Consider the following 21,505-nt stretch of genomic DNA (forward strand, 5'->3'; position numbering starts at 1 on the left):
AAAGCGTCAGGCGACGTCCTTCAGCACGCATTCGGGCGGCCGCGCCTCGCCGGCCTTGAGGTCGGGCGCGAAACGATAAAGCGTCGAGCAATAAGGGCAGATGATCTCGTTGTCGTTGCCGAGGTCGAGGAACACATGCGGGTGGTCGAAGGGCGGATTGGCGCCCACGCACATGAACTCCTGCGAGCCGATCTCGATCACGGGAACGCCGGCATCGTTATGGAAGTGCGGGACGACATTATCGGACATCGAATTTCACCTTGAGTGGCAACGGAAAACGGACCCAATCGAACTTGTACACGGTCGCGGCTACCGCGCACCCTATCCATCGGTTTGAGTTGATTCCTTTTAGCCCTTGGCCACCGATTTGTTCATGCAAATTCGACACAATCTTGCCCTCTCAGAGAAGCCCTTCTTTCGTCGGGGCCGTTGTGTCGCAAATACGGCACACCATTTAAGCAGCTACGCGAAAAGCGCGGGTTTTTGATGAAGGCAGCAAGTCTCGGTTTGTCTTTGCTATGCGTGACGCTCAGCGCGGTGCTGGGTGTTACGCTGTGGCCGCATGCACGCGAGGCCGGCGCGATTTTGACGGCGCAGAACGATCCTCCGCATCTTGCGGACATCCGGCTCGAGTCTGTCCTGCGCAATGACCCCGGTGTGATCGGTCGGAATATCGACGCGGCTATAGCGGCGGGGGATGCGGATCTTGCCGACAGCTTTGTCGCGCTGGCACAGGAGAAGCGGATTCCGCTCTCCGACGACACGATCCGTCGCGTGACTGATGCGGTTACAGAAGAAAATTCCACCTCGCATCTCGCGAAGCGATTTGCCAGCGGGCTTGTCACCGGGCAGGCCGATGATGTGGCGAGCCTCTCGGGCACCGTCGCCGGCGACCTCTTCGTCATCGGCGATGTGCGCGACGTTCTGCGCGAGGGCAAGCACCTGGCGATGGGTGAGGAGACCGACCGGCTGGTGCTGTCGCTGGCCGCCGCCGGGCTGGCAGTCACCGCGGCGGCCTATGTCTCAGTCGGTGGTGCCTCGCCGCTGCGGGCCGGGCTCTCGCTGGTCAAGGATGCGCGCAAGGTCGGGCGGCTCGGCGAGGGACTTGCGGCATGGGCCGGGCGCTCGGCGCGCGAGATCGTCGATGCGCCGGCGCTGGAGCAGGCGGTGGCCACCGGCTCGGTGTGGCGGCCGGGCAAAACTGCAACTGCCATCCGTGCCGCCTTTCACGCGGAGAAGGCGGACGACCTGGTGCGGCTCGCCAAGGATGTCGGACGCGTGACCGAAAGGGCGGGCACGCGCGGTGGGTTCGATGCACTCAAAATCGCCGAGGACCCGCAGGACGTCGCGCGGGCTGCGCGGCTTGCGCAGGCCGAAGGCGGCCGCACGCGGGCGATCCTGAAAATCCTCGGCCGCGGCGCGCTGCTACTCGCAAGCGGTGCGTTCGAACTCACGCTCTGGCTGTTCAGCGCGCTGCTCGCGCTGTTTGGGTTCCTCTCCTCGGTCAAATCGGTGACCGAACGTGCAGCGCAAGCCTGGCTAACCCGGAACAAGGCGCGGCGGCTGCACAAACAGCTGGCAGCCACGACCGTCGCTCAAGGCTGAACATCGGCCAAAGGGCTAAACAAGCCCTGGCGATAGCCGCTAGACTGGGGGCTAATGCCGTCACAAAGAATGGAATGATCGATGCCGAGCTTCGACAACGGCGCCGTCGAAATTGCCTATCTCGATGAAGGCGAGGGCGATCCCATTCTGCTGGTGCACGGCTTTGCCTCGAGCAAGAACGTCAACTGGGTCTATCCGACCTGGGTCTCGGATTTGCGCAAGAACGGCCGCCGCGTCATTGCGCTGGACAATCGTGGCCATGGCGAGTCGGCAAAGCTTTACGATCCCGCGCAGTACAGCATTCCGATGATGGCAAGCGACGTGGTCGCGTTGATGGATCATCTTGATATCCCGCGCGCCGATGTCATGGGCTATTCGCTCGGCGCGCGGATGACGGCCTGGCTCGGATCGACCAGGCCGGAACGGCTGCGCTCGGCGATCCTCGGCGGCATCGGCATGGCCATGGTCGACGGCGGCGGCCCGGGCGAGAATGTGGTCGTGGCACTGGAGGCGCCCTCGCTTGAGGCGGTCAGTGATCCCGTCGGACGAACGTTTCGCGCCTTTGCCGATCAGACCCGGTCCGACCGGCGGGCGCTGGCCGCCTGCCTGCGCGGCTCGCGCGGGCTGATGAGCCGGGAGCAGGTCGCCGGCATCAACGTGCCGGTCCTGATCGCGGTCGGCACCACCGACGAGGTCGCGGGCTCGGCGCACGGGCTCGGCGAACTCATTGGCGGTGCCGAGGTGCTCGACATTCCCAACCGCGACCATATGCGTGCGGTCGGCGACAAGGTCTACAAGACCGGCGTGGTGGATTTTTTGTCACGCCGCGCGTAAGTCGTCCGCCTCGTCGTCAAGGAAACGCGAGGCTGCAATCAGCGCGGCGAAGGTCGCAATCCACACCAGGCGCGCGCCATAGCGGTCGTGCGGGCCCGAGAGGATGCCGCAGATCATGGCATTGCCGAGCAGGGTGAAGCACACGGTCGCCGAAAGCAGCGCGACATCGTCAAGCCGCCGGCGCCAGAGGCCGAAGGCAAGCAGTGCGAGGACCGCGAGCATCGATGCGAGCGCCACCGGCACGTGCAGCCAGTTGACGGCCGTGAAGTTGATCTCCTTGCGCTGCTGGCGCGCTGCGCGCATCGGCTTTGCTTGCAAGGGGATGTAGCGCTCGATGATGCCGTAGGTATGGCCGAGCCATTCCGTGCAGCCTTCGCCGGTGGCGATATCCACGAGCTGTTCCGCGGTCGCCTTCAACGCGGCCTCCGCCTGCCAGAGCGGATAGTCCTTCAGCGCGTGAACGACGATATAGCCCATCTCGTCGTCCATCCCGGCAAAGCGGCCGAGATCGTCGAACATGCTGTGGCCCCACAGGAACTGGTCCGCGGTCGCGGGCAGCTCATTGCGATAGGGACAGAGCTTGAAATTCTCGCGCCCGCAATGGTCGTTCAAGAACCGGGCGACGATGCCGTCCTGCATCATTCGTCCGAAGGCGACCCCGTAGCCGCCCGGCGTCCATGCCCATTGCCCCGACAGCGCATAATTCGTCGAAAGCAGCATCAAGGCGCCGGCAACAAGCGACAGCGCGCCTTGCGCGAGTCCCATCAGCGCGATGCGCTCGCGCAGCCAAGGCCTTGCGAGCAGTCCGAGCAGCGTGAGCCCGAACAGCACGCCGAGCGTTGCGCTGTGGGTGGCCGCCGAAAAGGCGGTCAGAACGACCAGCAGGACCTTCTCCAGGGCAGAGACCCTGTCGCCCTTCGCAACCAGAATGAAAAGCGCCAGCACCGACAGGCCGGCGAAGATGTCGGTGAGCAGCATGCTCGAAAGCCACGGCAGGGCCGTGGTCAGGATCAGCGAGAGGCCGATGATGAGCAGGCGAACCGGGTGCACGAGACCGAACACGCGCAAGGTCAATTGCAGGATCCAGAACGTCGCGAGCGCCTGGATGGCGAGATTGAGCCAGAAGCCGGAGGCCTCACCCATATGCAGGTAGAGGCCGAACACGGTGGATCGGCTCGGCACCAGATAGCCCTCGTACCAGCGCGCCAGATAGCCGCCGGTGTCCCATTGCAGGAGGGGATAGCCGTTCCAGATCGCGGGCGCGACCAGGAAGAGGGGAATAAGGACCGCAGCCGTCCAGACCGCGCCTGTCACAGCCAGGCGCGCGCGCAAAACCCTCGTATTGATGATCAGCCTCCCGTCGTTTGACCCACCATGCCGGGAACCACGGCACGGCTGAAATTCCCCAATAGTCGCAACCGGCAGCCTTGATTTCGCAAAAAGGCTGACCAAGTTGGAACAACCCCGTCGTCGGGTTCCTTGGCTTGGGACGATTTCCCCAGGCCGGAAGATGGCCGTTTCAGGCTTCTGGCGCGCGCCGGAAGCTGGAAGCTGCCATTCATCTTTCTGGGGCGGCCGTCAGGACTCCGTCTTGGGGGCATGGTATATTCGAAGCCGCGAGACGGCTTGAGATTTGTGAGGGTCATCCATGGCAATGCACCATGCCAATCCGCAGGTTGGGCGACTGGCGGCGCTGGATCCGATTTGGAGCCGGATTCGCAACGAGGCCGAGGACATCATCCACCGCGAGCCGGAACTCGCCACCTTTATCTTCTCGACCGTGCTGCACCACGACCGGCTGGAAGATTCGATCGTGCATCGGCTCGCCGATCGTCTCGACCATTCGGCGATTTCGGGCGACCTGATCCGCCAGACCTATGACGAGGCGCTGCGCGACGAACCGGACATCGGCAATGCCTTCCGTGCCGACCTCGTTGCGGTCTATGATCGCGATCCCGCGACTTCGCGCTTCATAGATCCCTTGCTTTATTTCAAGGGCTTCCACGCGCTGCAGGCCCATCGTCTTGCGCACTGGCTGTTCAAGAAGGGCCGCAAGGATTTTGCCTATTATCTGCAGAGCCGAACCTCTGCCGTATTCCAGACCGACATCAATCCCGCCGCGCGGATCGGCCGCGGCATCTTCCTTGATCATGCCACCGGTTTCGTCTGCGGCGAGACGGCGGTCATCGACGACGATGTTTCCATCCTGCACGGCGTTACCCTCGGTGGCACCGGCAAGGAGAACGAGGACCGCCATCCCAAGATCCGTCATGGCGTAATGATCGGGGCAGGCGCCAAGATCCTCGGCAACATCGAGATCGGCCATTGCGCGCGTATTGCCGCGGGTTCGGTGGTGGTCAAGCCGGTGCCGCACAACGTCACCGTCGCGGGCGTGCCCGCCAAGATCATCGGCGAGGCCGGCTGTGCCGAGCCGTCGCGCACCATGGATCAGATGATCAACGCACTCGGACTTTAATTCTAATCATGTTTGCAAGCGTGATCCGGCAGGTTTTTTCTGCCGGATAAGGCTGGCGGTTCGCGTTGTCTCGTCCTAAAAGCCGCCCGGAAAATTCCAAAGATCGGATTGGAGACTGCCGTGGACGTTCAAGAAATCAGAAAGCTAGACGCCTATCTCAAGCGCGTGTTTGGCAATCCCAAGATCAGGGTTGTGCCGCGGCCGAAGAAGGATGACTCCGCCGAGGTCTATATCGGCGAGGAGTTCATCGGCGTGCTGTTCGTCGACGACGAGGACGACGATCGCTCGTTCCAGTTCCAGATGGCGATCCTCGAGGACGACCTCGTCGAGTAGCACGGGGTCAGGATCGGCTGTGCGGGCGCGACGGGAGTGCAGACCCCGTCACGCAACAGTGCGGGGCACGATAGTCGAGCAGCGACTCGGCAAACGGCCCGATCAAGTCAAACCGGGCGTTGACGACCTGTCAGCAGGTTGTAGACCAGCAGCACGACCACCGCGCCGACGATGGCGACGAGCATGCTGTAGAGGTTCAGGCCTGATACGCCTTCTTTTCCGAACAGGCTGAACAGATATCCGCCGACAATGGCACCTATAATGCCAAGACCCATGTTGAGCCAGAACCCCTGGCCCTGTTTGTCCACAATCTTGCTTCCGATAAACCCTGCGATAACCCCGAGTATAATCCAGCTCAAGATGCCCATCTGCTGATCTCCTCGTATGTCGCCCACCCGCATCATTGGTGGCATCGTTGCCTTCGCGGGCCACTTGATCCAGATCAAGATGCCGTAACGTCCCCGACGCGCTGCCACCGCGCGGGATTGAGGGACGTTTCATCCGGCTTCAGGTTCTCAAATTGAAAGAGGCGGCCGTTTTGGGCCGCCTCTTGGTCGCTCGCGTGCCTACTGGCAAACGTACATGATGCCATCGCCGCCCTTGACCAGGCTGCCCGGTGTGCAGCCAATGCCGTTGCGCTGCGCATAGTCAGCCCAGCCGCTGTAGCAGGTCCAGTTATTGTTACCCCAGCCGCCGACGGTGCTGTATCCAGCGCCGCCGAAGCCGCCGACTGAACACCAGGGGCCGCCGGCATAGTAGGCCCGTACCGCGTACCAAGAGAGACCAGACTGGTCGGCTATGTAGGGATTGAAGGGATGATAGTACGGGGTAACCAAGAGCCGTCTAGCCTGGGCACTCTCGACTGACAGCGAAACGCCGCGCTGCGCAGACCAGCCAACGGTGAACAGCGCAGCAAACGCGACAGTCGAAGCTGCGATTGCAAGTTTTCTCAAACGCCTCATCATTTTTCTCCAATACTGCCTCGTCCCCCGTCGTAAGAAGGGCACACCCGCCAATGGGTTCCCTTGAGAAAGATCAAAGAAAATAACGCGCTCGATATGGCAGTAGTTCAGACCTATCTGGGGATAGGCGGCACGGTGAAGCCATGGCTCCGCGCCGCGTCCATTTCAGGCGGATCGAGCGACCGAGGTCATAAGGCGGGCCGATCCAAGCCAGGCCATTTGCCGGTAACCGCAATGCAGCAGCGGAAAGTCATCGTCACACGGACTTACAAGCAAATGTCCTAATGAGCGCCATAGAGCTGCATGGTGAGCTGGTCCATCGCGTCCGCAACCTCGCGCCATTGCGCAAGCCAGCTGCGTGGAAATCGGAAGGTGAGATCGGCGCCGCCGATGCGCCGCTCGCTCAGGCACATTCCGGGCGTCGTCGCATCGCGCATGCAGCGGGCGTTCAGGAGCGGCGTCGCGGCAGAGAACAGGTCCTCGCCGGCATAGGGCGTGCCCTCGCGAAAGGCGCGCATGGTCAGGCCATTTTCGAGTGGCGTTGTGGTGTCAGCGAGATAGCGTGGATAGATCGTGCGCACCCTGGTGTCGGGGGAGAGCGCGTCATGATGGGCCGCGATCGACAGGAAGATGCGGTCGACCGGCTGGATTGCCTCTTCAACCATGTCCGCGGTGACGTGCTTCGGTGCTGCCGGCGGCTCGAGCGAGGGATAGTTGAAGGCGAGGTCGATCCGTTCCTGCAGCCCGGAGTGACGCTGGATCTTCATCCGCACCGCTTCAGTCGGTACGTTGAACAGGGTTCCGCCAACGCTGACCGGCAGCTGTTCCGGGTCGGCTACGCCCTCGGTTCTCCAAGTCGGCCACAACAGATAGGCGACGAGCGCAATCGCGGCCAGCCCGAGGCCGATGCCTGCGATGATCGGAACGAGATGGCTCGTTCTGCGCCAGACACGCACGCTGGAGAGAGTGGTCGTAAACACCGTCATGAGCGACAAGATCGTCAAGTGAAGCGAATCAGCGGCGACTATGCCACGCGATTGCGGCATTCCGGGAATGTTTCGCCCTATCAGCGGCGGTGCTGCCGGCCGCTCCGGCTGCATGGCCGCCCCTTGACGTTAACCTTTTCTTAAGGATGTTGTGGCGGGCCGCCCGCGATTTTGCCAAAACTTGGCGGGTGGTTCGTCGTGGCGTTCTTGGGGTTATGCGTTCAATGTCGCCGGAAGCGTTCAATTCCCTGTTTTCCCTCTGCATCGGTTTTGCCCTGGCCGGCATGCTCGCCAGTGGCTACCAGTTCCTTACCGAGCGGCAGGCGGGCTTCGGGCTCCTGCAGGAGGGGGTGACGCCACGGCGCTTTGCGGCCGTGCCGTTCCTGGTCTTCGCGGCGCCCTTCATCATCATGCGCAACACGCTGCTCGGCGTACAGGTCGAGCGCCGCCGTTTCGAGTTTGTCATGATGGCAACCGTCATCGCAGGCTTCTGGAGCATGATGTCCGGAACCTTCTTCCTGATGACGCTGCGCGCCGCGGGGCTGTTGGCTTGACCAGCCGCATCGCTTGAAAACCCGCTTTTGCTTGTGCCAAGCTCTCCTCGAGATGAGGAGAATTTGATGGCGATTTACGAGCTCGACGGGCAGGCACCCGACCTTCCGGCGGACGGCGACTACTTCATTGCGGAAACCGCGACCGTGATCGGCAAGGTGCGCCTGAAGAAGGGCGCGAGCGTCTGGTTCGGTGCCGTGCTGCGCGGCGATAATGAGTGGATCGAGGTCGGCGAAGGCGCCAACGTCCAGGACAATTCGACCTGCCACACCGATCTCGGCTTTCCCCTGGCCATCGGCAAGAGCTGCACCATCGGTCACAATGTCATCCTGCACGGCTGCACGCTGGAGGAGGGGGCGCTGGTCGGCATGGGCTCGATCGTGATGAACGGCGCGAAGATCCGGCGCGGCAGCATCATCGGGGCCGGCGCCGTCGTCACCGAGGGCAAGGAATTTCCCGAATACTCGCTGATCATCGGCGCGCCCGCGCGCGTCATGAGGACGCTCGACCCGGCGCAAGCGGAGCGGATGGGCAGCGCGGCAAAGTTCTATCTCGCCAATGGCGGGCGCTACAAGAAGGGCCTGAGGCGGATCGGCTAAAGCATGATCCGGAAAAGTGTGTAGCGGTTTTCCGAATAGATCATGCTCAATCAAAGACCTAAAGCGCGCGCCGCTTCTTTGGCGGCTTCGGCCGCGCATCCGATTTCGCCGTCGCATCCAGCTTCGCGCTCTTGCGCAGCGCATCTCTCAGATCGATGGGAATGCCGTGCTTCTTCAAGAGGTCGGCGAAGGCTTCGTCTGCGAGCTCCTGCAGCGTTCCGGTGCGGTCGCGCGCCAATTGCTTGAGCTTGTCGAACGTATCGTCGTCGAATTCGATCAGTTTGCGCATGCCTAGCCCTAGTGAAGCCTGCTGCGGGCCGGCCATGGGGGCACGAAGAATTGAGGAACGTCAAGCCGCTCAGGCAAGCCCCGCGTCTGGATTCCAATCGGTCGCGCCTTAGGTTCCAGTAGGGGTGGATTAAATAATCGTCGCGCTCCAGGTCTTGCATAGAGTGTGATCCAGCGTTTCGGGATCGCGCGCTCGGACATGCTTGGGGCGCGACCTACGCAGGAGAATGAGTGTGAGTAAGTTGCGAAGGGCGATGATCGCGTTGGCCGCTGTGGCCTCGATCGGGATTGTCGCACCACAGGCCGCCTCAGCGCGCGGCGGCGGCGGGTTTGGTGGCCATGGCGGCTTCGGCGGCGGTGGCTTTCACGGCGGCTTCGGTGGCGGCGGCTTCCACGGTGGCTTCGGTGGCGGTGGCTTCCACGGTGGCTTCGGTGGCAGTGGGTTCCACGGCGGCTTCGGCGGTTTTCATGGCGGCGGTTTTCACGGCGGGTTGGGCGGCTTCCACCGTGGCTATGGCTTCCGGCGCGGTCTTGCCGTCGGCGCCGGGTTGGGCTGGGGGCTTTACGGGCCCTATTCCTACGGCGGTTACTACCCGTATTACGATGATGACTATCCCGCTGCGGGCTACTACGACGACGGCGGTTACGGCGGCGGCTGCATGATCGTCCATCACCGCGTTCACACGCGCCATGGTTGGAGCTACCGCATCGTTCACGTCTGCGACTAGGGATTGCCCGGCGAGCGGCGGGAAACGCCGCTAAAGCATGATCCGGAAAAGTGTGTAGCGGTTTTCCGAAAAGATCATGCTCAATCAAAGACCTAAAGCGCGATGACGATTCAACCAAATCTCATCGCGCTTTAGGCCGGCACCTCTTGTGATTTCTAGCTCAGCACGCCGTGTTTCTTGAACCAGGCTTGCATCTGCTTCCAGGCATCTTCCGCGGCTTCCTTGCGGTAGCTCGTGCGGTAATCGGCATGGAAGCCGTGGGGCGCGCCGGGATAGATCTTGAATTCGGCCGTCTTCTTGTTGGCCGCGAGCGCCTCTTTCATCTGCTCGACCTGCGCGACTGGAATGCCAGTATCGGCCTCGCCATAGAGGCCCAGCACCGGAGCCTTCATCTCGGGTGCAAGCTGCAGCGGGCTCTTCGGCCACAGCGGATTGGGCGGGTCGACCGGCGGGCCGTAGAAGGCGACGCCGGCCTTCAGCGCACCGTTATGCGCGGCATATTCCCACACCGTGCGGCCGCCGCGGCAGAAGCCGATAATGCCGAGCCGCGTGGTGTCGCCGCCCTGCGCCTTGGCCCAGGCAACGGTCGCGTCGAAATCGGATAACAGCTCGGCATCGGGCTTGGAGTTGACGATCGGGAGCAGGTCCTTGATGTCGGTGATCTTGGTAAGATCGACGCCCTTGCGGAAGTAGTAGTCGGGCGCGACCGCAAAGGCGCCGAGCTTGGCAAGCCGCCGTGTCACGTCCTTGATGTATTCGTGCAGGCCGAAAATCTCCATGGCCACGAGGATGACCGGCGGATTGCTCACGCCCGCAGGGCGGGCGTAGTAGCCCGGCATCTCGCCGTCACTGACCTTGATCTTGGTGTCGCCGGCATCGAGGCCCGTGGTGTCGGTCTTGATGACGTCGGCGCGAACGGGGCCGGTGGCGAGCGTGTAGCCCGCGGCCAGCGCGGCAGAGGCGGTCATGAAGCCACGGCGCGAGACCGGGGCGGGCTTTGTCAGTCCGATCACATCGGATGTCACGGTGGTTTCGGCATTCATCAGTCTGTCCCTCCCGCTGATCCGGCGCGCGCTGCCTTAAGGCCGGCCGTATGCGCAATTAAAGCCTAAGGCGCGCGCCGCTGTCGTCGCTCGTCCCAGGCCCCGCGCATTCACGAGCATGCGTCGGTGAAACGCAAGTCACCAGCCTGCGAGGCGAGTCTAAAAAAACGTCCGAGGAGGGGGAATAAATAAACAAGGCCGTCGGCGTAGTATGCCACCGACGACCTTGCCAGCCCCGGAATTGAAATTGGCTCACGCCTTCCGGTGCATTGGAACATGCCCCGGTTTTTCACGGGCGAGTGTGAGCTATTTCACATCCCCAGCGGAAAATTGCGGCTCGATGTCGCCCCGACGGGGACGGGGCCTACGCCCAATCAGGATCCGTTCAACCCCGCGATTTGCCCGAGCCGCGGCTCGCTCTGGAGGCGTGGGCCCTGGCGCGGAGCGCCCGGTGATGGGAGGGCGCAGGGCTCGACGGCTCCGAACTCTGGGCGCTGGCGAAGGACTCCCGCAACCCGCTGATGGCCTCGGTCAGCGAAGTGATCTGCTCGGACAGGCGCTTGGAGTCGGCCTGTTGGGCTGCGAGCTGCTTGCGCACCTGCTGCAACTGGTCCTGCATCATCTGCAGCTGGTCGATCGATTCCTGCTGGCTGACTTCGAGCCCCCTGGTCTTCTCGACCAGCTGTTCGGACGCTTGCGCCGCCCGGGCCTGGAGCTGGCGGGCGACTGCCGAGCGGTCCAGCTCTGGGGAGGTCCCTGTGTAAGCGCGCCAGAGCGCGATCGAAGCGACCGCCCCCAGGATGACTAGAAGTGTGGCGGCCGCCAGTGCAATCGGCTGGGTCCCGATCCGAGACAGGTCTTGCCCAGAGTTTTCGCGCGTCAACTGCGTCATCGGATTGCAAGTCCCAGGCAAAAGTACGCTTCGCAACAAACCGCGCCGGATAACGGCAGCCACCAATTCAAAGCGCGGAGGGCTCACGCCGGCGCAAAATTGGTGTTTGCGGTGGAAATCCGACAAAAAGGAGGCTGCCGAGCCCCGGAGAGTGCGGGGAGGGGTATTGGGTGGTTTTCCTGGCGGGTCGCAGCCTCGTGCCTGGCGGCCTCCCGAACGCGCAAGTCCAGGATCACCCCCGGAGCCTGACGCCGCCGCGACCAACCGGCAATCAGCGCCAATCGATCGGCGTGAACCTCAGTCGCCGGCGGTCCAATTCGTCACCCAACCGCTGCGCCTGCTGCCTCGCCGTTTCGCCCAGCAGGCGGTGCTTGCCGCCGGCCTGCATGTCCGCCGACACTTGCTGGCGGATGTTCTCGTAGAACTTCAGGACGCTCTCATCACTCAGATCTTGAATAGCCATGGATAACACTCGCAATCGACACGTTTTCTGAAAACGCTGCTGTGGCGGAATGTTCTGAACCGCAGCCTGCACAGCGCAGCAAAAAAGGAGCCGCCGATGAGCTCAGCGGCTCCTCCCGGGAAAATCGCTTACCGAAATGCAATATACCCCTGCCCCGGTGCCGGTCTCAGCGTGGCCCGGATGCCGGGGTTTGTGGAGTCACAAAATGCAGTTCCGCGCGGTGGAACAACATTAACGTTGCTTGTTGACCACAACGCTGGCTACCGCGGACCTAGCCGCTTATTTCTCGCCGAGTAGCTTCCCGGTTTCCGGGTTGACGAAGTGAATCCGGGCGCAAGCCGGGCAGGCAACCTGTCGGTATGAGTTCGGCGCCTCCTCCGGATCGTCTGCTAGCCAGTGCTGGACCTGCATTCCGGTGCTTGGACACTTGAGGAGGATGTGGCGGGCCATGGCCAGCAATATGGCGAGATGCTCTGTTCAATAAAACTACGGATGTTTGCGGAGGCAGCCGCCATGGGCCACGCCGGACTCGATCTGCGTCGGACGACGCGCCGGGACGCTAAAGCGTGGTCCGGAAAAGTGTGCCGCGGTTTTCCGAAAAGACCATGCTCGATCAAAAACCTAAAGCGGCGACGACGATTCAACAAAATCTCATCGCGCTTTAATCAAGGGCCAGCAGAAGCTCTACTCCCAGCACGAAGGCGAGCCCGGTCAAAGCAACAATGAACCACCAATTGTCCCTCATGGCCCGACTATCTTCTCGCCCGCAAGCTGCGCTTTGATCTCGATCAAGCCTCGGCATGCACGGCGTGCACGGCTCGATAATTTCAGCAAGCGACGGTTGGGTTCGGGAAGCGGGCCGTCACGGGACCGATATGATCGCAGAGGCCTCCGCGCCATGCTGGAACACGAGCAGGCCAATGCTCAGAACGAGCGTGGCTGTGCTCAGCGTGATCGCGACAAGCGCGCGTTCCATGCGGATTTTGAGATCGTCTTCCATTGCGGAGTAAACAGAGTTCGGCTTGCTTTGTTCATTTGTCGTTCATTCAAAACGACCGGTTCGTGGTTCGGAAATAAGGGGCTTGACTGCGATCCCGGATGGGAACCGAGCGCATTTCTGAACGTTCGAGCGAAGGGGCGGCCTGCTGAAAGAATGGCCATGGATAGGGTCGAACGCTGCTTTATTGGCTCGGTGATCCTTGGGCTCGCAGCTTTGGCTGTTGCGATTGTCCTGATGTAATGACTGGACGTAGTGACCGGGTTCGCGGCGATATCGATTCCAGTCGGCGACCGGCCGGTCACCACCCGGACGCGTTGGGCGGTGACCGGCCGGACGTGGCGGAGTTTCCGCTCTTCGGCACGTCGGCGGACCGGCCCACTTCGGCCGGCGCGCCAGCACGCGGTGGTCTTGGCTGTTCCGGCGCCCAGCTAACTGGCGGGCCCAAAATGTCTCATGGATCGGCGGGTCGAGCCGCTAAAGGGCCAAGCGAGTCGGTGCCACCGCTGGATTGGGGTTCACTTCAAGTTCGATGCCCGAAACGACGATCTTTCCGTCGCCGCGCTGACCGGTTTGCGCCGCGCTGCCGATGAGGTCGACGATGGTCCTGACGCGATCTTCCGGGACGATGACCTCTACTTTCATCATGGACAGAAAACACGGCGTGAACTCCATGCCACGATATATTTGCCTGTCTCCCTTCTGACTATAGTCGCGGTTTTCAGTCACAGACACATCGCGCATCCCGATGGAGGCCAGCGCGGCTACCACATCATCGATCTTGTGCGGCCTGACACGCGCTGTAACAAGCTTCATAGGTTGGTTCATGGTTCGCCTCAGCAACTCGGTTCGTCGAAGTTTTGCAGAGTTACGATGGGAATGCGAGGTGATCCGGTGTTGCCTTCTGTAACATCTGTTCACACGTGCGGGTTTGCGTGCATGCCCCGGATCACAAAACACGTCCGCTTTTCCAGAGAGCGGCCATCGGGCGGTAATTGGTACGCCGGCCTAGCCGTCGTCGACCACAAGCCGTCCGGCATCTCGCGGACCTCGTCAACTTCGGCGACGCGGGATCGGCGAAGGGCGGGCTCGACGGATTTCATGCGGGCCGATGTTGTCTGATTTTGCACCGCCTCGCCCAACGATCCAACGATAGTGAGGGCCTCATCAGGTCGCGAGCGTTGCAGGGCGTTCGCTTCGTCCCACTGCGCCGCATCCAAACATCGCGCTCTTCGTCAGCGGTCAGGGAGCACCGGCATCGCTCCTAGTCCAGCAGCCCACGCTAGCATTTTTTTTCGCTGGTTCGTCGAAAGTTTGAATGTGTTGCAGCCGTGCCATTTCCAGTCGGTCGCATTTTTGCCATTATTGATATTGGCTGGTGAATCAGCGCACTGGCTAGGCCCGGCACACCTTCGGCGGGGGCTGTGTGCCGGGCCGCCAGCGGCTTTAGCCGCTTTTTGTGGGGGACACCGTGATTCTCCGGAATCCACAGAGTTATCCACAGGCCTTAAGGTTCCTTTTGCCGGGCGTGGTGTTTCATTCCGAATAAATTTTCACCGGCGAGGGGCCGTGGCGACGCGGCCCCTTTCGATTCCGCTCCAACCACAAAGATATAGATGTTCCAGAACATATTGTGAACGTGCGGCCGCCGGTTACCCAGTAAGGTATATGAACAGAATCGGGCATGCGAACAGATCGCGGCAAAAGCGTGGCTGTTGAGCGCGACACGTTGAGAGTGAAATATCCGACCGCGTAGCGACTGGGTGGATGGGCACGGACACGTAAACAGGCCGGGATCAAATTCCACGGACTATCCCGTGTTGCACCGCACGTTTCATGCTCCGTTCTGCGCCGTGGCGACATCGCTCGATGCAAAAAACCCGAAGAATCAATGATGGCCGGCGCCCAAAAAGTTGCGGCCAGGCTTTTGGGGGAAGCCTGGCCGCGCGCGAACCGGTCTGGGACGGGGAGGGGTGGGGATGTGACCGGGTCGCGTAACTCCTCAAATCTCTGTTCTCGGGCCTCAACGTCCGTCGCGGGCGCTGGCGGTCGACACCGCAGGCCGGCTGTCGCCGAGCGACACCCAGACGTTCGGGTCGCTTTGCGACTGGCGCTTCACGAAGCGGTAGCCGGTCTCGATCCAGGGCACGACATTCTCGTTCTGATTGTCGAGAACGAACTCGCCCTTGTCCGTCTTCACCGTCAGCACCGCGTGCCCTTCGCCTTTCTTGTCGCGCACCACGGTGATCAACAGCGCCTCGCGCGGCCAGCCGGCGTCGATCAGCATCTTGCGCTTCAACAGCACGTAATCCTCGCAGTCGCCGTAGCCGTCCGTCGGCAACGACCACTTCTCGATCACGCCCCAATGATCCATGTCGGTTATCGGCTTGACCGTCTCGTTAACCCAGCGGTTGACCTTCAGAAGATCGCGCCAAGCCGTCTGCGACATCACGATGTCGCGCGGCTCGCTCTGACCGCTCCGGCATTCGCCCGGGTTGTCGGCGCAGAACTCGACCCAGCCAATCGGCGCCCGCGTCGTCTCGCCAAGGCTCGCATAGAGCACGCGCTCGTCGCCTGCCTTGGCCTGCGCACCGAAACTGATCAGGATGGCGATAACCGCCAATCCCTTCGCCTGTCCCTTGAAGTCCATTGTGGCCCCCGTTTCTTGTTGGGACCACGTTTCGCATAAAGTTTTTGCGCCCCGGCTAAGCCGGCCAAGTACAATTGAGACGAATGAAAGTAAAAACTGGAGAGATTTCGATTTTTACTTGAATATTATTCGATTAAAATTTGAAATAACTGCAATTGAGTAAAATTTTATCGATTAACACCTCAGGCGCCGCCGCTGCAGCGTTTCCGGGCACTCGCGCCCCTCGCGTTAACCGGATTTGAGGCCGCTACGTGCGGGCCATTGCGGGAGCCAAAAGCAAACGGCGCCCGAAGGCGCCGCGAAAACAGGAGAACTTGCCAATTCTGCGCTTTACCGGGCGGTAACGCTCTCTTCGAGAGTCTCGGCCATCTGTTCATGAACGAATTCGAGGGCAAAGCCGTCCTCGAGGTTACGCACCGCGCGGGCCTGCACCCGACCGAGCATGACCAGCGAGCGCAGGGGCGGTCTTGTCTCGGCGGCGATTGCCGCGCCCGACAGCGACATGTCGATGATACGGCAGGTCATCTTGCTGCCGTCCTCGAGCGTGAGGATGGCGATCGGGTTGCGCGGTATGATGCGGTCGTGGCGGCGATCCTCGGGCAGATTGAGAATGTCGCGGTTGGCGAGCCAGGTCAGCTGTGCCGCGAGCTTGTCGCGCTTGCGGGCGGTCGCCGCGACCGTCATGGCAAAGCCGTTGTCGATGATGCGGGTGATCTTGCCCTCGACCCGGCCGATATGGTCGAGATAGGCGATCACGCGGTCGCCGACATTGCCGATGCCGGGCGCCAGCAGCGCCAGGCCGCCGGGCGACATATTAATAATCTGGCAAGGAAATTCACGCCGGTCCGGGAGCATGTAGCGGCCAAGCAGATGCACTTTCACGCGCTGAAAGCGCCGACGTTCTTCCGCTGCCGGAAGAATGGATTTTTTGTTCGCCAACGCCATCGTTGTACCCACCACCACCGGCTGTGCGGCAGCGAAAACCCTACGGCCGGCAGGGTTAATGAGGGGTTAGCGGGGTCGTCAGTTATTAGCAGATGTGGCGGCGGCGAAGCGTGCCGGCGCGCTTGGCACCACGAGCCGCTTGCCTTTAATCTTTTGCCAGCCCGCGCCAACAACCGACAACACCAGATGCGGGCGGGAGGACATCGACATGCAACAGATCCGCGTCTGCACCTATGACGGCCCGGGCGCGGCGCCCGTCATCCGCACCGTGCCTTGGCCTGAGATCCCGAAGAAGGCGGCGCTGATCAAGGTCGGCGCCTGCGGCGTCTGTGGCACTGATTTGCATATCCTCAAAGGCCATTGGCCGAAGCCGTTGCCCTGGCCGTTCACGCTCGGGCACGAGATCGGTGGCGTGCTGGTCGAGACAGGCTCCGAGTTCACATCCGATTTCATGGACAAGCCGCTGCAGGTTGGCTCGAAAGTGATGATCCCGCCGCTCATGCCCTGCGGCCGCTGCTATTACTGCGTCCATTACCCTGATCATGCCAACAAGTGCCTGACGCCCGTCTATTACGGGCGCTATCTCGGCTTCGACAAGGCGCCGCATCTGTGGGGCGGCTGGGCCGAATATGTCTATGTCGATCTCGACATGCTGCCGGGCACCAAGATCTACAAATTACCCGACGACATGTCGCTCAGGCTCGGCGCGCTGTCGGAGCCCTTGACCTCCTGCATCCGCGCCTTCAACCGCGCCACGCGCGCCGGGGGCTTCTCGTGGGGGGCTACCGTGGTGATCCAGGGCTCCGGTCCAATCGGAATCCTGGCGGTGGCCGCAGCTCAGGAGATGGGCGCGGGGCGGGTGATCTGCGTCGGCGCGCCGGAAAGGCCGCGGCTCGAGCTTGCCCGCAAGTTTGGTGCGGAAGCGACCGTCGACATCGAGCAATTCAAAACCGCGCAGGAGCGCATCACTGCGGTGCGCGACATCGTCGGCGGCTTCGGCGCCGATCTCGTGATGGATTGCTCGGGCCATCCGACCGCGGGGCCCGAGGGCATCGAGATGCTGCGCGACGGCGGCACCTATGTCGAGATGGGCCAGTTCACCGATGCCGGCTCGATCGAGACCTCCTGGCACCGCATCTGCACCAAGGACCTGACCGTGCTCGGCTCGTGGGGATTTACCGGCAATGACCTGCCGCTCGGTGTCGAGATGCTCTACCGCACCCGCGACAAATATCCGTGGGAAGCGATGCAGACGATCTATCCGTTCACGGAAGAGGGCGTGAGGCAGGCCGTCGCGGATGCCATGGCGATGAAGACAGTGAAGTCGACGATCGTGCCGTGGCCAAAGCTTATTGAGTGAGGCGGCGGAGGCTTGCAAACCGCGCCGCGATTCCTTATGTACGCGGCTCTTTCTCGCAAATTCAGCGACCCAGGCGTCCAACAATGCGGCAGTCACAGCAAGCACGAATGCTGAAGACGGAAGGGCTAATGCCCTTGTCCGCCGCCAATCTGCTTTGGACCTGACCGAACGTCTCACCTGACAATCGTGGCAGCCCGGAGCGGAAGCGGCTCCGGGCGCCGAACGAGCTCTCGCGGTGCCTCGAGTCGTGCAAACCAGCACGGGAGCTCGAACACCACAGGTGTCCAATGTCCAAAGAGAAGTTCACCCGCCTCAAGCCCAACTGCAATGTGGGCACGATCGGCCACGTGGACCATGGCAAGACGACGCTGACGGCGGCGATGACGAAGGTCTCAAGCGATCACGGCTGGGGCGCCTTCGTCTCCTATCAGGACGTCGCCAAGGCGTCGGCCGCGCAAGGTACGCGTGACGACTCGAAGATCCTGACCATTGCGACGAGCCACGTCGAATATTCGACGGCGGCGCGGCATTACTCGCATGTCGATTGCCCGGGCCATGCCGATTATGTGAAGAACATGATCACGGGCGCGGCGCAGATGGACGGCGCGATCCTGCTCGTCTCCGCCGTGGACGGGCCGATGCCGCAGACGCGCGAGCATATCCTGCTGGCGCGCCAGGTCGGCGTGCCGCGCATCGTGGTGTTCCTGAACAAGTGCGATGTCGCTGACGACCCGGAGCTCGTCGATCTGGTCGAGATCGAGGTGCGCGATCTGCTGTCGAAGTACCAGTTCGACGGGGATAACGTGCCGGTCATACGCGGTGCCGCCATGAAGGCGCTGCAGGGCGAGACGGGGCCGTTGGCGGATCAGGCCATCCTGAAACTGTTCGAGGCGCTCGACAGCTATGTCGAGTTGCCCGAGCGTCCGAAGGATGGGTCGTTCCTGATGCCGATCGAGGGCGTCCAGTCGATCTCCGGCCGCGGCACTGTCGTGACCGGGCTGATCGAGCGCGGCACGGTCAGGCTCGGCGACGAGGTCGAGATTGTAGGTCTCGGCGAGACCCGCAAATCGGTGGTCACCTCGATCGAGAGCTATCGGAAGATTCTCGACCAGGGCGAGGCCGGCGATAATGTCGGCTGCTTGCTCCGCGGGATCGACAAGGGTGTGGTGGAGCGGGGTCAGGTGCTGTCGAGACCGGGCGCCGCGAAGCCGCACAAGACCTTCCGGGCGGAAGTGTATGTGCTGACGAAGGACGAGGGCGGGCGCCACACGCCCTTCTTCCGCAACTATCGTCCGCAGTTCTACTTCCGCACCGCCGACGTCACCGGCACCGTCGACCTCGGAGACGGCGTCGACATGGTGATGCCGGGCGACAATGCCGAGCTTACGATCGAGCTCAACAAGGCGATCGCGCTTGAAGAGCGGTCGCGCTTCGCGATCCGTGAAGGCAACCGCACCGTCGGTGCCGGCATCGTGACGCGGATCATGGAGTGAGGAATGGGGGCCGGGTGAACCCGCGCCCCCATTTCACTTCCCACCGGGCCATTTGCTCTGCGAGGCCGCATCTCAACTCGACGCACGCGGCAGAGCGCGCGCCCGTGCGAATTTCTGCGCGCTGACTGGCTTGCCGAACAGAAATCCCTGCGCCTGGTCGAAACCCAATTCCTGGACGGTGAGGAAATCGGCGCGGGTCTCGATGCCCTTGGCGACGGTGCGCGCGCCGTAGTTCCTGGCGAGATCGATGATGCTGCGGCAGACCACCTGCTTGAGCCGGTCGTTAGCCGAGCCCACGACGAACTGGCGGGCGACCTTCAGCTCGATGAAGGGGAATATCTCGAGCGCGGCGAGTTCCGGCCAGTCCGTGCCGACATTGTCGACCGATATCGCGAGGTTGCGAAATCGGAGTTCTCGCGCGATCTCGACGATGAGGTCGCGGTTGCGGATGATATCGTCGGCGTCGATTGCGATGAGCAGGCCGCCGAAAGCCGGGTGGCTCGGCAATTTCCTGCAGAGGTCGAGCACCGCGGGCCGGTCCTTCAGGATGGCGAGCGGCAGGTTGATCGAGATTTCGAGTGCCCCGCGGGTCTGCACGAACAGGTGCCAGTCCTCGAGCGCTTGCGTGACCACGAACTCGGAGAAGCCGCGGAAGCTCGGATCGCTGTCGTCGGGGATCAGATCGGCGGGCGCAACCACGCCCCAGGCCGGATGACGGATGCGCACCAGCGCCTCGGCGCCCAGCGCCAGCAGCGAGCGCGCGTCGATCTTGTGCTGGTACCACAATTCGAGCCAGCCGAGCTTGAGCGCCTCGGCGACGTCGATGACGGGGTGCGGCGCCTCGTCGGCGGAGAGCAACGGAGCGATGCGTCCACGCAGCGCGTCGACGCTGAAGGGGGTCGGCAGCGGCGGCAGCATCGCGAGCCCCAACTCGTGGCAGAGCTGGTGGACGGCTGTGACCAGGACGGAACCGGCAGGACCGACGGCAAGGATGGAGCCGTCGAACGCGGCACCCCCTAGAACGTGCAGGATCCTGCTGATCTCGACGGCATCGCCGCTGGAGATGCCGAGCACGACCAGATCCGGCGCGGTCTCCATGATGGTTTCGGGCTCAGCAGGGCATTCACAGGCGATGAAGCCAAGGTCGGTGAGCGTTTCCGTCAGGAAGGCCTGATTGTGCCTCTTGCCGTCCACCACTGTGGCGCGCGGCACGACCCTGCGGCGTCCGAAGATGGCGCGCCTCTGGGCGGTGTCGATGTGTCGTTCCATGACCGTTCATCCACACCCCACCATCAGGGGGGATTGTGACGTTTCCGCGACAACCACTGATGCGTGGCGCGAATGCGGTGCGGCGAACCACCTGTAATGATCGGCATATGATCGTCTGCGCGCCGGAGGAGGGCCGCACAGCGCTCGACGCCGCGCGGCTCTTCGGGGATCACGCACTAGCCCTTGATGAAGGCGAGCAGGTCGGCGTTGATGGTCTCCGCTTCGGTTGTCGGCATGCCGTGCGGAAAGCCCTTGTAGGTCTTCAAGGTGCCGTTCTTCAAAAGCTTGGCCGAGAGCGGCCCGGAATCGGCATAAGGCACGATCTGGTCGTCATCGCCATGCATCACCAGAACCGGCACGCTTATCTTCTTCAGGTCCTCGGTGAAGTCGGTCTGCGAGAATGCGACGATGCCGTCGTAATGCGCCTTCGCGCCGCCCATCATGCCCTGCCGCCACCAGTTCTGGATTATTGCTTCCGACGGTTTCGCGCCCGGGCGGTTGTAACCATAGAACGGACCCGCGGGGAGATCGCGATAGAATTGCGAGCGGTTGGCGGCAAGCTGCGCCTGCAGGCCGTCGAAGACGCTTTTCGGCAGGCCGCCCGGATTGGCCGGCGTCTGCACCATTAGAGGAGGTACGGCGGAAAGGATCGCCGCTTTCGCCACGCGGCTCTCGCCATGGCGGGCGATGTAGTGCACGACCTCGCCGCCGCCGGTGGAGTGGCCGACATGCACGGCATTCTTGAGGTCGAGATGCGCGGTCACCGCCGCGAGATCGTCGGCGTAGTGATCCATGTCGTGGCCGGTGCCGCCCTGGCTCGAGCGGCCGTGGCCGCGGCGATCATGGGCGACCACGCGAAAGCCGCGATTGAGGAAGAACAGCATCTGCGTGTCCCAGTCGTCCGATGACAGCGGCCAGCCATGGCTGAAGACGATGGGCTGCCCGGTGCCCCAGTCCTTGTAGAAAATCTCGGTGCCGTCTTTGGTCGTGATCGTGGGCATGAACATGTCTCCTTGATTAAATCGAATGG

The 21,505-nt window shown here is 62.4% G+C and carries 25 protein-coding genes; 10 read left to right on the plus strand and 15 right to left on the minus strand.

The annotated features are described in order from the left end of the window. Positions 1 to 6: 6 nt before the first annotated feature. Positions 7 to 249 carry a zinc-finger domain-containing protein gene (locus tag A3AI_RS0131095; RefSeq protein WP_024510670.1) on the minus strand — a complete coding sequence of 81 codons (243 nt, stop codon included), beginning with the start codon at positions 247 to 249 and terminating at the stop codon, positions 7 to 9. Between the two features lie 237 nt (positions 250 to 486). Here A3AI_RS0131095 and A3AI_RS0131100 point away from each other — a divergent pair, with 237 nt between their 5' ends. Both A3AI_RS0131100 and A3AI_RS0131105 read left to right on the plus strand, forming a co-directional pair. After that, positions 487 to 1,605: a hypothetical protein gene (locus A3AI_RS0131100; RefSeq protein WP_024519329.1), complete on the plus strand. Its 1,119-nt coding sequence runs from the start codon at positions 487 to 489 to the stop codon at positions 1,603 to 1,605. Positions 1,606 to 1,686: 81 nt separating this feature from the next. Further along, positions 1,687 to 2,439 (plus strand): alpha/beta fold hydrolase, encoded by a 753-nt coding sequence (locus tag A3AI_RS0131105; RefSeq protein WP_024519330.1) that lies wholly within the window; start codon positions 1,687 to 1,689, stop codon positions 2,437 to 2,439. Here the strand turns inward: A3AI_RS0131105 and A3AI_RS0131110 are convergent. Beyond that, positions 2,425 to 3,753, minus strand: a complete 1,329-nt coding sequence (locus A3AI_RS0131110) for a hypothetical protein (RefSeq protein ID WP_245286991.1) — start codon at positions 3,751 to 3,753, stop codon at positions 2,425 to 2,427. The genes A3AI_RS0131105 and A3AI_RS0131110 overlap by 15 nt on opposite strands. Before the next feature lie 334 nt (positions 3,754 to 4,087). Between A3AI_RS0131110 and cysE the strand changes: the two genes are divergently transcribed. Together cysE and A3AI_RS0131120 are read left to right on the plus strand one after the other, a co-directional pair. Next, the gene (gene cysE, locus A3AI_RS0131115) at positions 4,088 to 4,915 is read left to right on the plus strand and encodes a serine O-acetyltransferase (RefSeq protein ID WP_024519332.1); all 828 of its coding nucleotides are present in this window, start codon (positions 4,088 to 4,090) and stop codon (positions 4,913 to 4,915) included. A gap of 120 nt (positions 4,916 to 5,035) precedes the next feature. After that, complete coding sequence (locus A3AI_RS0131120) at positions 5,036 to 5,248, plus strand: DUF3126 family protein (protein ID WP_024519333.1); 213 nt, start codon at positions 5,036 to 5,038, stop codon at positions 5,246 to 5,248. A gap of 107 nt (positions 5,249 to 5,355) precedes the next feature. On the opposite strand, the gene A3AI_RS0131125 is transcribed toward A3AI_RS0131120, so the two are convergent. From A3AI_RS0131125 to A3AI_RS0131135, 3 genes are all read right to left on the minus strand, one after another. Further along, entirely contained in the window at positions 5,356 to 5,616 is a 261-nt protein-coding gene (locus A3AI_RS0131125; RefSeq protein ID WP_024519334.1) for a GlsB/YeaQ/YmgE family stress response membrane protein, read from the minus strand. Between the two features lie 198 nt (positions 5,617 to 5,814). Continuing rightward, positions 5,815 to 6,201: a hypothetical protein gene (locus A3AI_RS0131130; protein WP_502685779.1), complete on the minus strand. Its 387-nt coding sequence runs from the start codon at positions 6,199 to 6,201 to the stop codon at positions 5,815 to 5,817. A 290-nt stretch (positions 6,202 to 6,491) separates the two neighbouring features. Further along, positions 6,492 to 7,196 (minus strand): hypothetical protein, encoded by a 705-nt coding sequence (locus A3AI_RS0131135; protein ID WP_024519336.1) that lies wholly within the window; start codon positions 7,194 to 7,196, stop codon positions 6,492 to 6,494. A gap of 224 nt (positions 7,197 to 7,420) precedes the next feature. On the opposite strand from A3AI_RS0131135, the gene A3AI_RS0131140 reads away from it, so the two are divergent. Together A3AI_RS0131140 and A3AI_RS0131145 are read left to right on the plus strand one after the other, a co-directional pair. After that, on the plus strand, positions 7,421 to 7,750 hold the full coding sequence (locus A3AI_RS0131140) for a DUF6949 family protein (protein WP_024519337.1): 330 nt from the start codon (positions 7,421 to 7,423) through the stop codon (positions 7,748 to 7,750). Between the two features lie 66 nt (positions 7,751 to 7,816). Then, positions 7,817 to 8,347 (plus strand): gamma carbonic anhydrase family protein, encoded by a 531-nt coding sequence (locus A3AI_RS0131145; RefSeq protein ID WP_024519338.1) that lies wholly within the window; start codon positions 7,817 to 7,819, stop codon positions 8,345 to 8,347. A 58-nt stretch (positions 8,348 to 8,405) separates the two neighbouring features. On the opposite strand, the gene A3AI_RS0131150 is transcribed toward A3AI_RS0131145, so the two are convergent. After that, positions 8,406 to 8,636: a hypothetical protein gene (locus A3AI_RS0131150; RefSeq protein WP_024519339.1), complete on the minus strand. Its 231-nt coding sequence runs from the start codon at positions 8,634 to 8,636 to the stop codon at positions 8,406 to 8,408. 232 nt (positions 8,637 to 8,868) lie between these two features. Here A3AI_RS0131150 and A3AI_RS43715 point away from each other — a divergent pair, with 232 nt between their 5' ends. Then, positions 8,869 to 9,363: a hypothetical protein gene (locus A3AI_RS43715; protein ID WP_502685780.1), complete on the plus strand. Its 495-nt coding sequence runs from the start codon at positions 8,869 to 8,871 to the stop codon at positions 9,361 to 9,363. Positions 9,364 to 9,518: 155 nt separating this feature from the next. Here A3AI_RS43715 and A3AI_RS0131160 read toward each other — a convergent pair whose 3' ends face one another. The 3 genes from A3AI_RS0131160 to A3AI_RS0131170 form a co-directional block, all read right to left on the minus strand. Continuing rightward, positions 9,519 to 10,406 carry a dienelactone hydrolase family protein gene (locus A3AI_RS0131160; RefSeq protein ID WP_024519341.1) on the minus strand — a complete coding sequence of 296 codons (888 nt, stop codon included), beginning with the start codon at positions 10,404 to 10,406 and terminating at the stop codon, positions 9,519 to 9,521. 385 nt (positions 10,407 to 10,791) lie between these two features. Continuing rightward, positions 10,792 to 11,298: a hypothetical protein gene (locus tag A3AI_RS0131165; protein ID WP_024519342.1), complete on the minus strand. Its 507-nt coding sequence runs from the start codon at positions 11,296 to 11,298 to the stop codon at positions 10,792 to 10,794. Positions 11,299 to 11,569: 271 nt separating this feature from the next. Continuing rightward, the gene (locus tag A3AI_RS0131170) at positions 11,570 to 11,761 is read right to left on the minus strand and encodes a hypothetical protein (RefSeq protein WP_024519343.1); all 192 of its coding nucleotides are present in this window, start codon (positions 11,759 to 11,761) and stop codon (positions 11,570 to 11,572) included. A gap of 898 nt (positions 11,762 to 12,659) precedes the next feature. Between A3AI_RS0131170 and A3AI_RS48095 the strand changes: the two genes are divergently transcribed. After that, complete coding sequence (locus A3AI_RS48095; RefSeq protein ID WP_156928016.1) at positions 12,660 to 13,001, plus strand: hypothetical protein; 342 nt, start codon at positions 12,660 to 12,662, stop codon at positions 12,999 to 13,001. Positions 13,002 to 13,235: 234 nt separating this feature from the next. Here A3AI_RS48095 and A3AI_RS0131195 read toward each other — a convergent pair whose 3' ends face one another. The 4 genes from A3AI_RS0131195 to A3AI_RS50035 all read right to left on the minus strand — a co-directional run bounded on the left by A3AI_RS0131195 (position 13,236) and on the right by A3AI_RS50035 (position 16,563). Next, positions 13,236 to 13,586 carry a P-II family nitrogen regulator gene (locus A3AI_RS0131195; protein ID WP_245286992.1) on the minus strand — a complete coding sequence of 117 codons (351 nt, stop codon included), beginning with the start codon at positions 13,584 to 13,586 and terminating at the stop codon, positions 13,236 to 13,238. 1,195 nt (positions 13,587 to 14,781) lie between these two features. Next, positions 14,782 to 15,408 carry a transglutaminase-like cysteine peptidase gene (locus tag A3AI_RS0131205; protein WP_036050132.1) on the minus strand — a complete coding sequence of 209 codons (627 nt, stop codon included), beginning with the start codon at positions 15,406 to 15,408 and terminating at the stop codon, positions 14,782 to 14,784. A gap of 330 nt (positions 15,409 to 15,738) precedes the next feature. Further along, positions 15,739 to 16,353: a PilZ domain-containing protein gene (locus A3AI_RS0131210; RefSeq protein ID WP_024519347.1), complete on the minus strand. Its 615-nt coding sequence runs from the start codon at positions 16,351 to 16,353 to the stop codon at positions 15,739 to 15,741. A gap of 78 nt (positions 16,354 to 16,431) precedes the next feature. After that, positions 16,432 to 16,563, minus strand: coding sequence for a hypothetical protein (locus A3AI_RS50035; protein ID WP_283807289.1), 132 nt, complete (start codon positions 16,561 to 16,563; stop codon positions 16,432 to 16,434). On the opposite strand from A3AI_RS50035, the gene A3AI_RS0131215 reads away from it, so the two are divergent. Together A3AI_RS0131215 and tuf are read left to right on the plus strand one after the other, a co-directional pair. Beyond that, positions 16,562 to 17,713, plus strand: a complete 1,152-nt coding sequence (locus tag A3AI_RS0131215; RefSeq protein WP_024519348.1) for a zinc-binding dehydrogenase — start codon at positions 16,562 to 16,564, stop codon at positions 17,711 to 17,713. The genes A3AI_RS50035 and A3AI_RS0131215 overlap by 2 nt on opposite strands. Positions 17,714 to 18,000: 287 nt before the next feature. Then, a complete protein-coding gene (gene tuf / locus A3AI_RS0131220; protein WP_024519349.1) occupies positions 18,001 to 19,206 on the plus strand; it encodes an elongation factor Tu in 1,206 nt (401 codons plus the stop codon). Positions 19,207 to 19,278: 72 nt separating this feature from the next. Here the strand turns inward: tuf and A3AI_RS0131225 are convergent, their stop codons facing one another. Both A3AI_RS0131225 and A3AI_RS0131230 read right to left on the minus strand, forming a co-directional pair. Beyond that, the gene (locus A3AI_RS0131225) at positions 19,279 to 20,475 is read right to left on the minus strand and encodes an EAL domain-containing protein (protein WP_024519350.1); all 1,197 of its coding nucleotides are present in this window, start codon (positions 20,473 to 20,475) and stop codon (positions 19,279 to 19,281) included. A gap of 176 nt (positions 20,476 to 20,651) precedes the next feature. Beyond that, positions 20,652 to 21,476, minus strand: a complete 825-nt coding sequence (locus A3AI_RS0131230) for an alpha/beta fold hydrolase (protein ID WP_024519351.1) — start codon at positions 21,474 to 21,476, stop codon at positions 20,652 to 20,654. Positions 21,477 to 21,505: the final 29 nt, after the last annotated feature.

The sequence above is a fragment of the Bradyrhizobium sp. Tv2a-2 genome (assembly GCF_000472425.1).
In the GTDB taxonomy this organism is placed as follows: Bacteria; Pseudomonadota; Alphaproteobacteria; order Rhizobiales; family Xanthobacteraceae; genus Bradyrhizobium.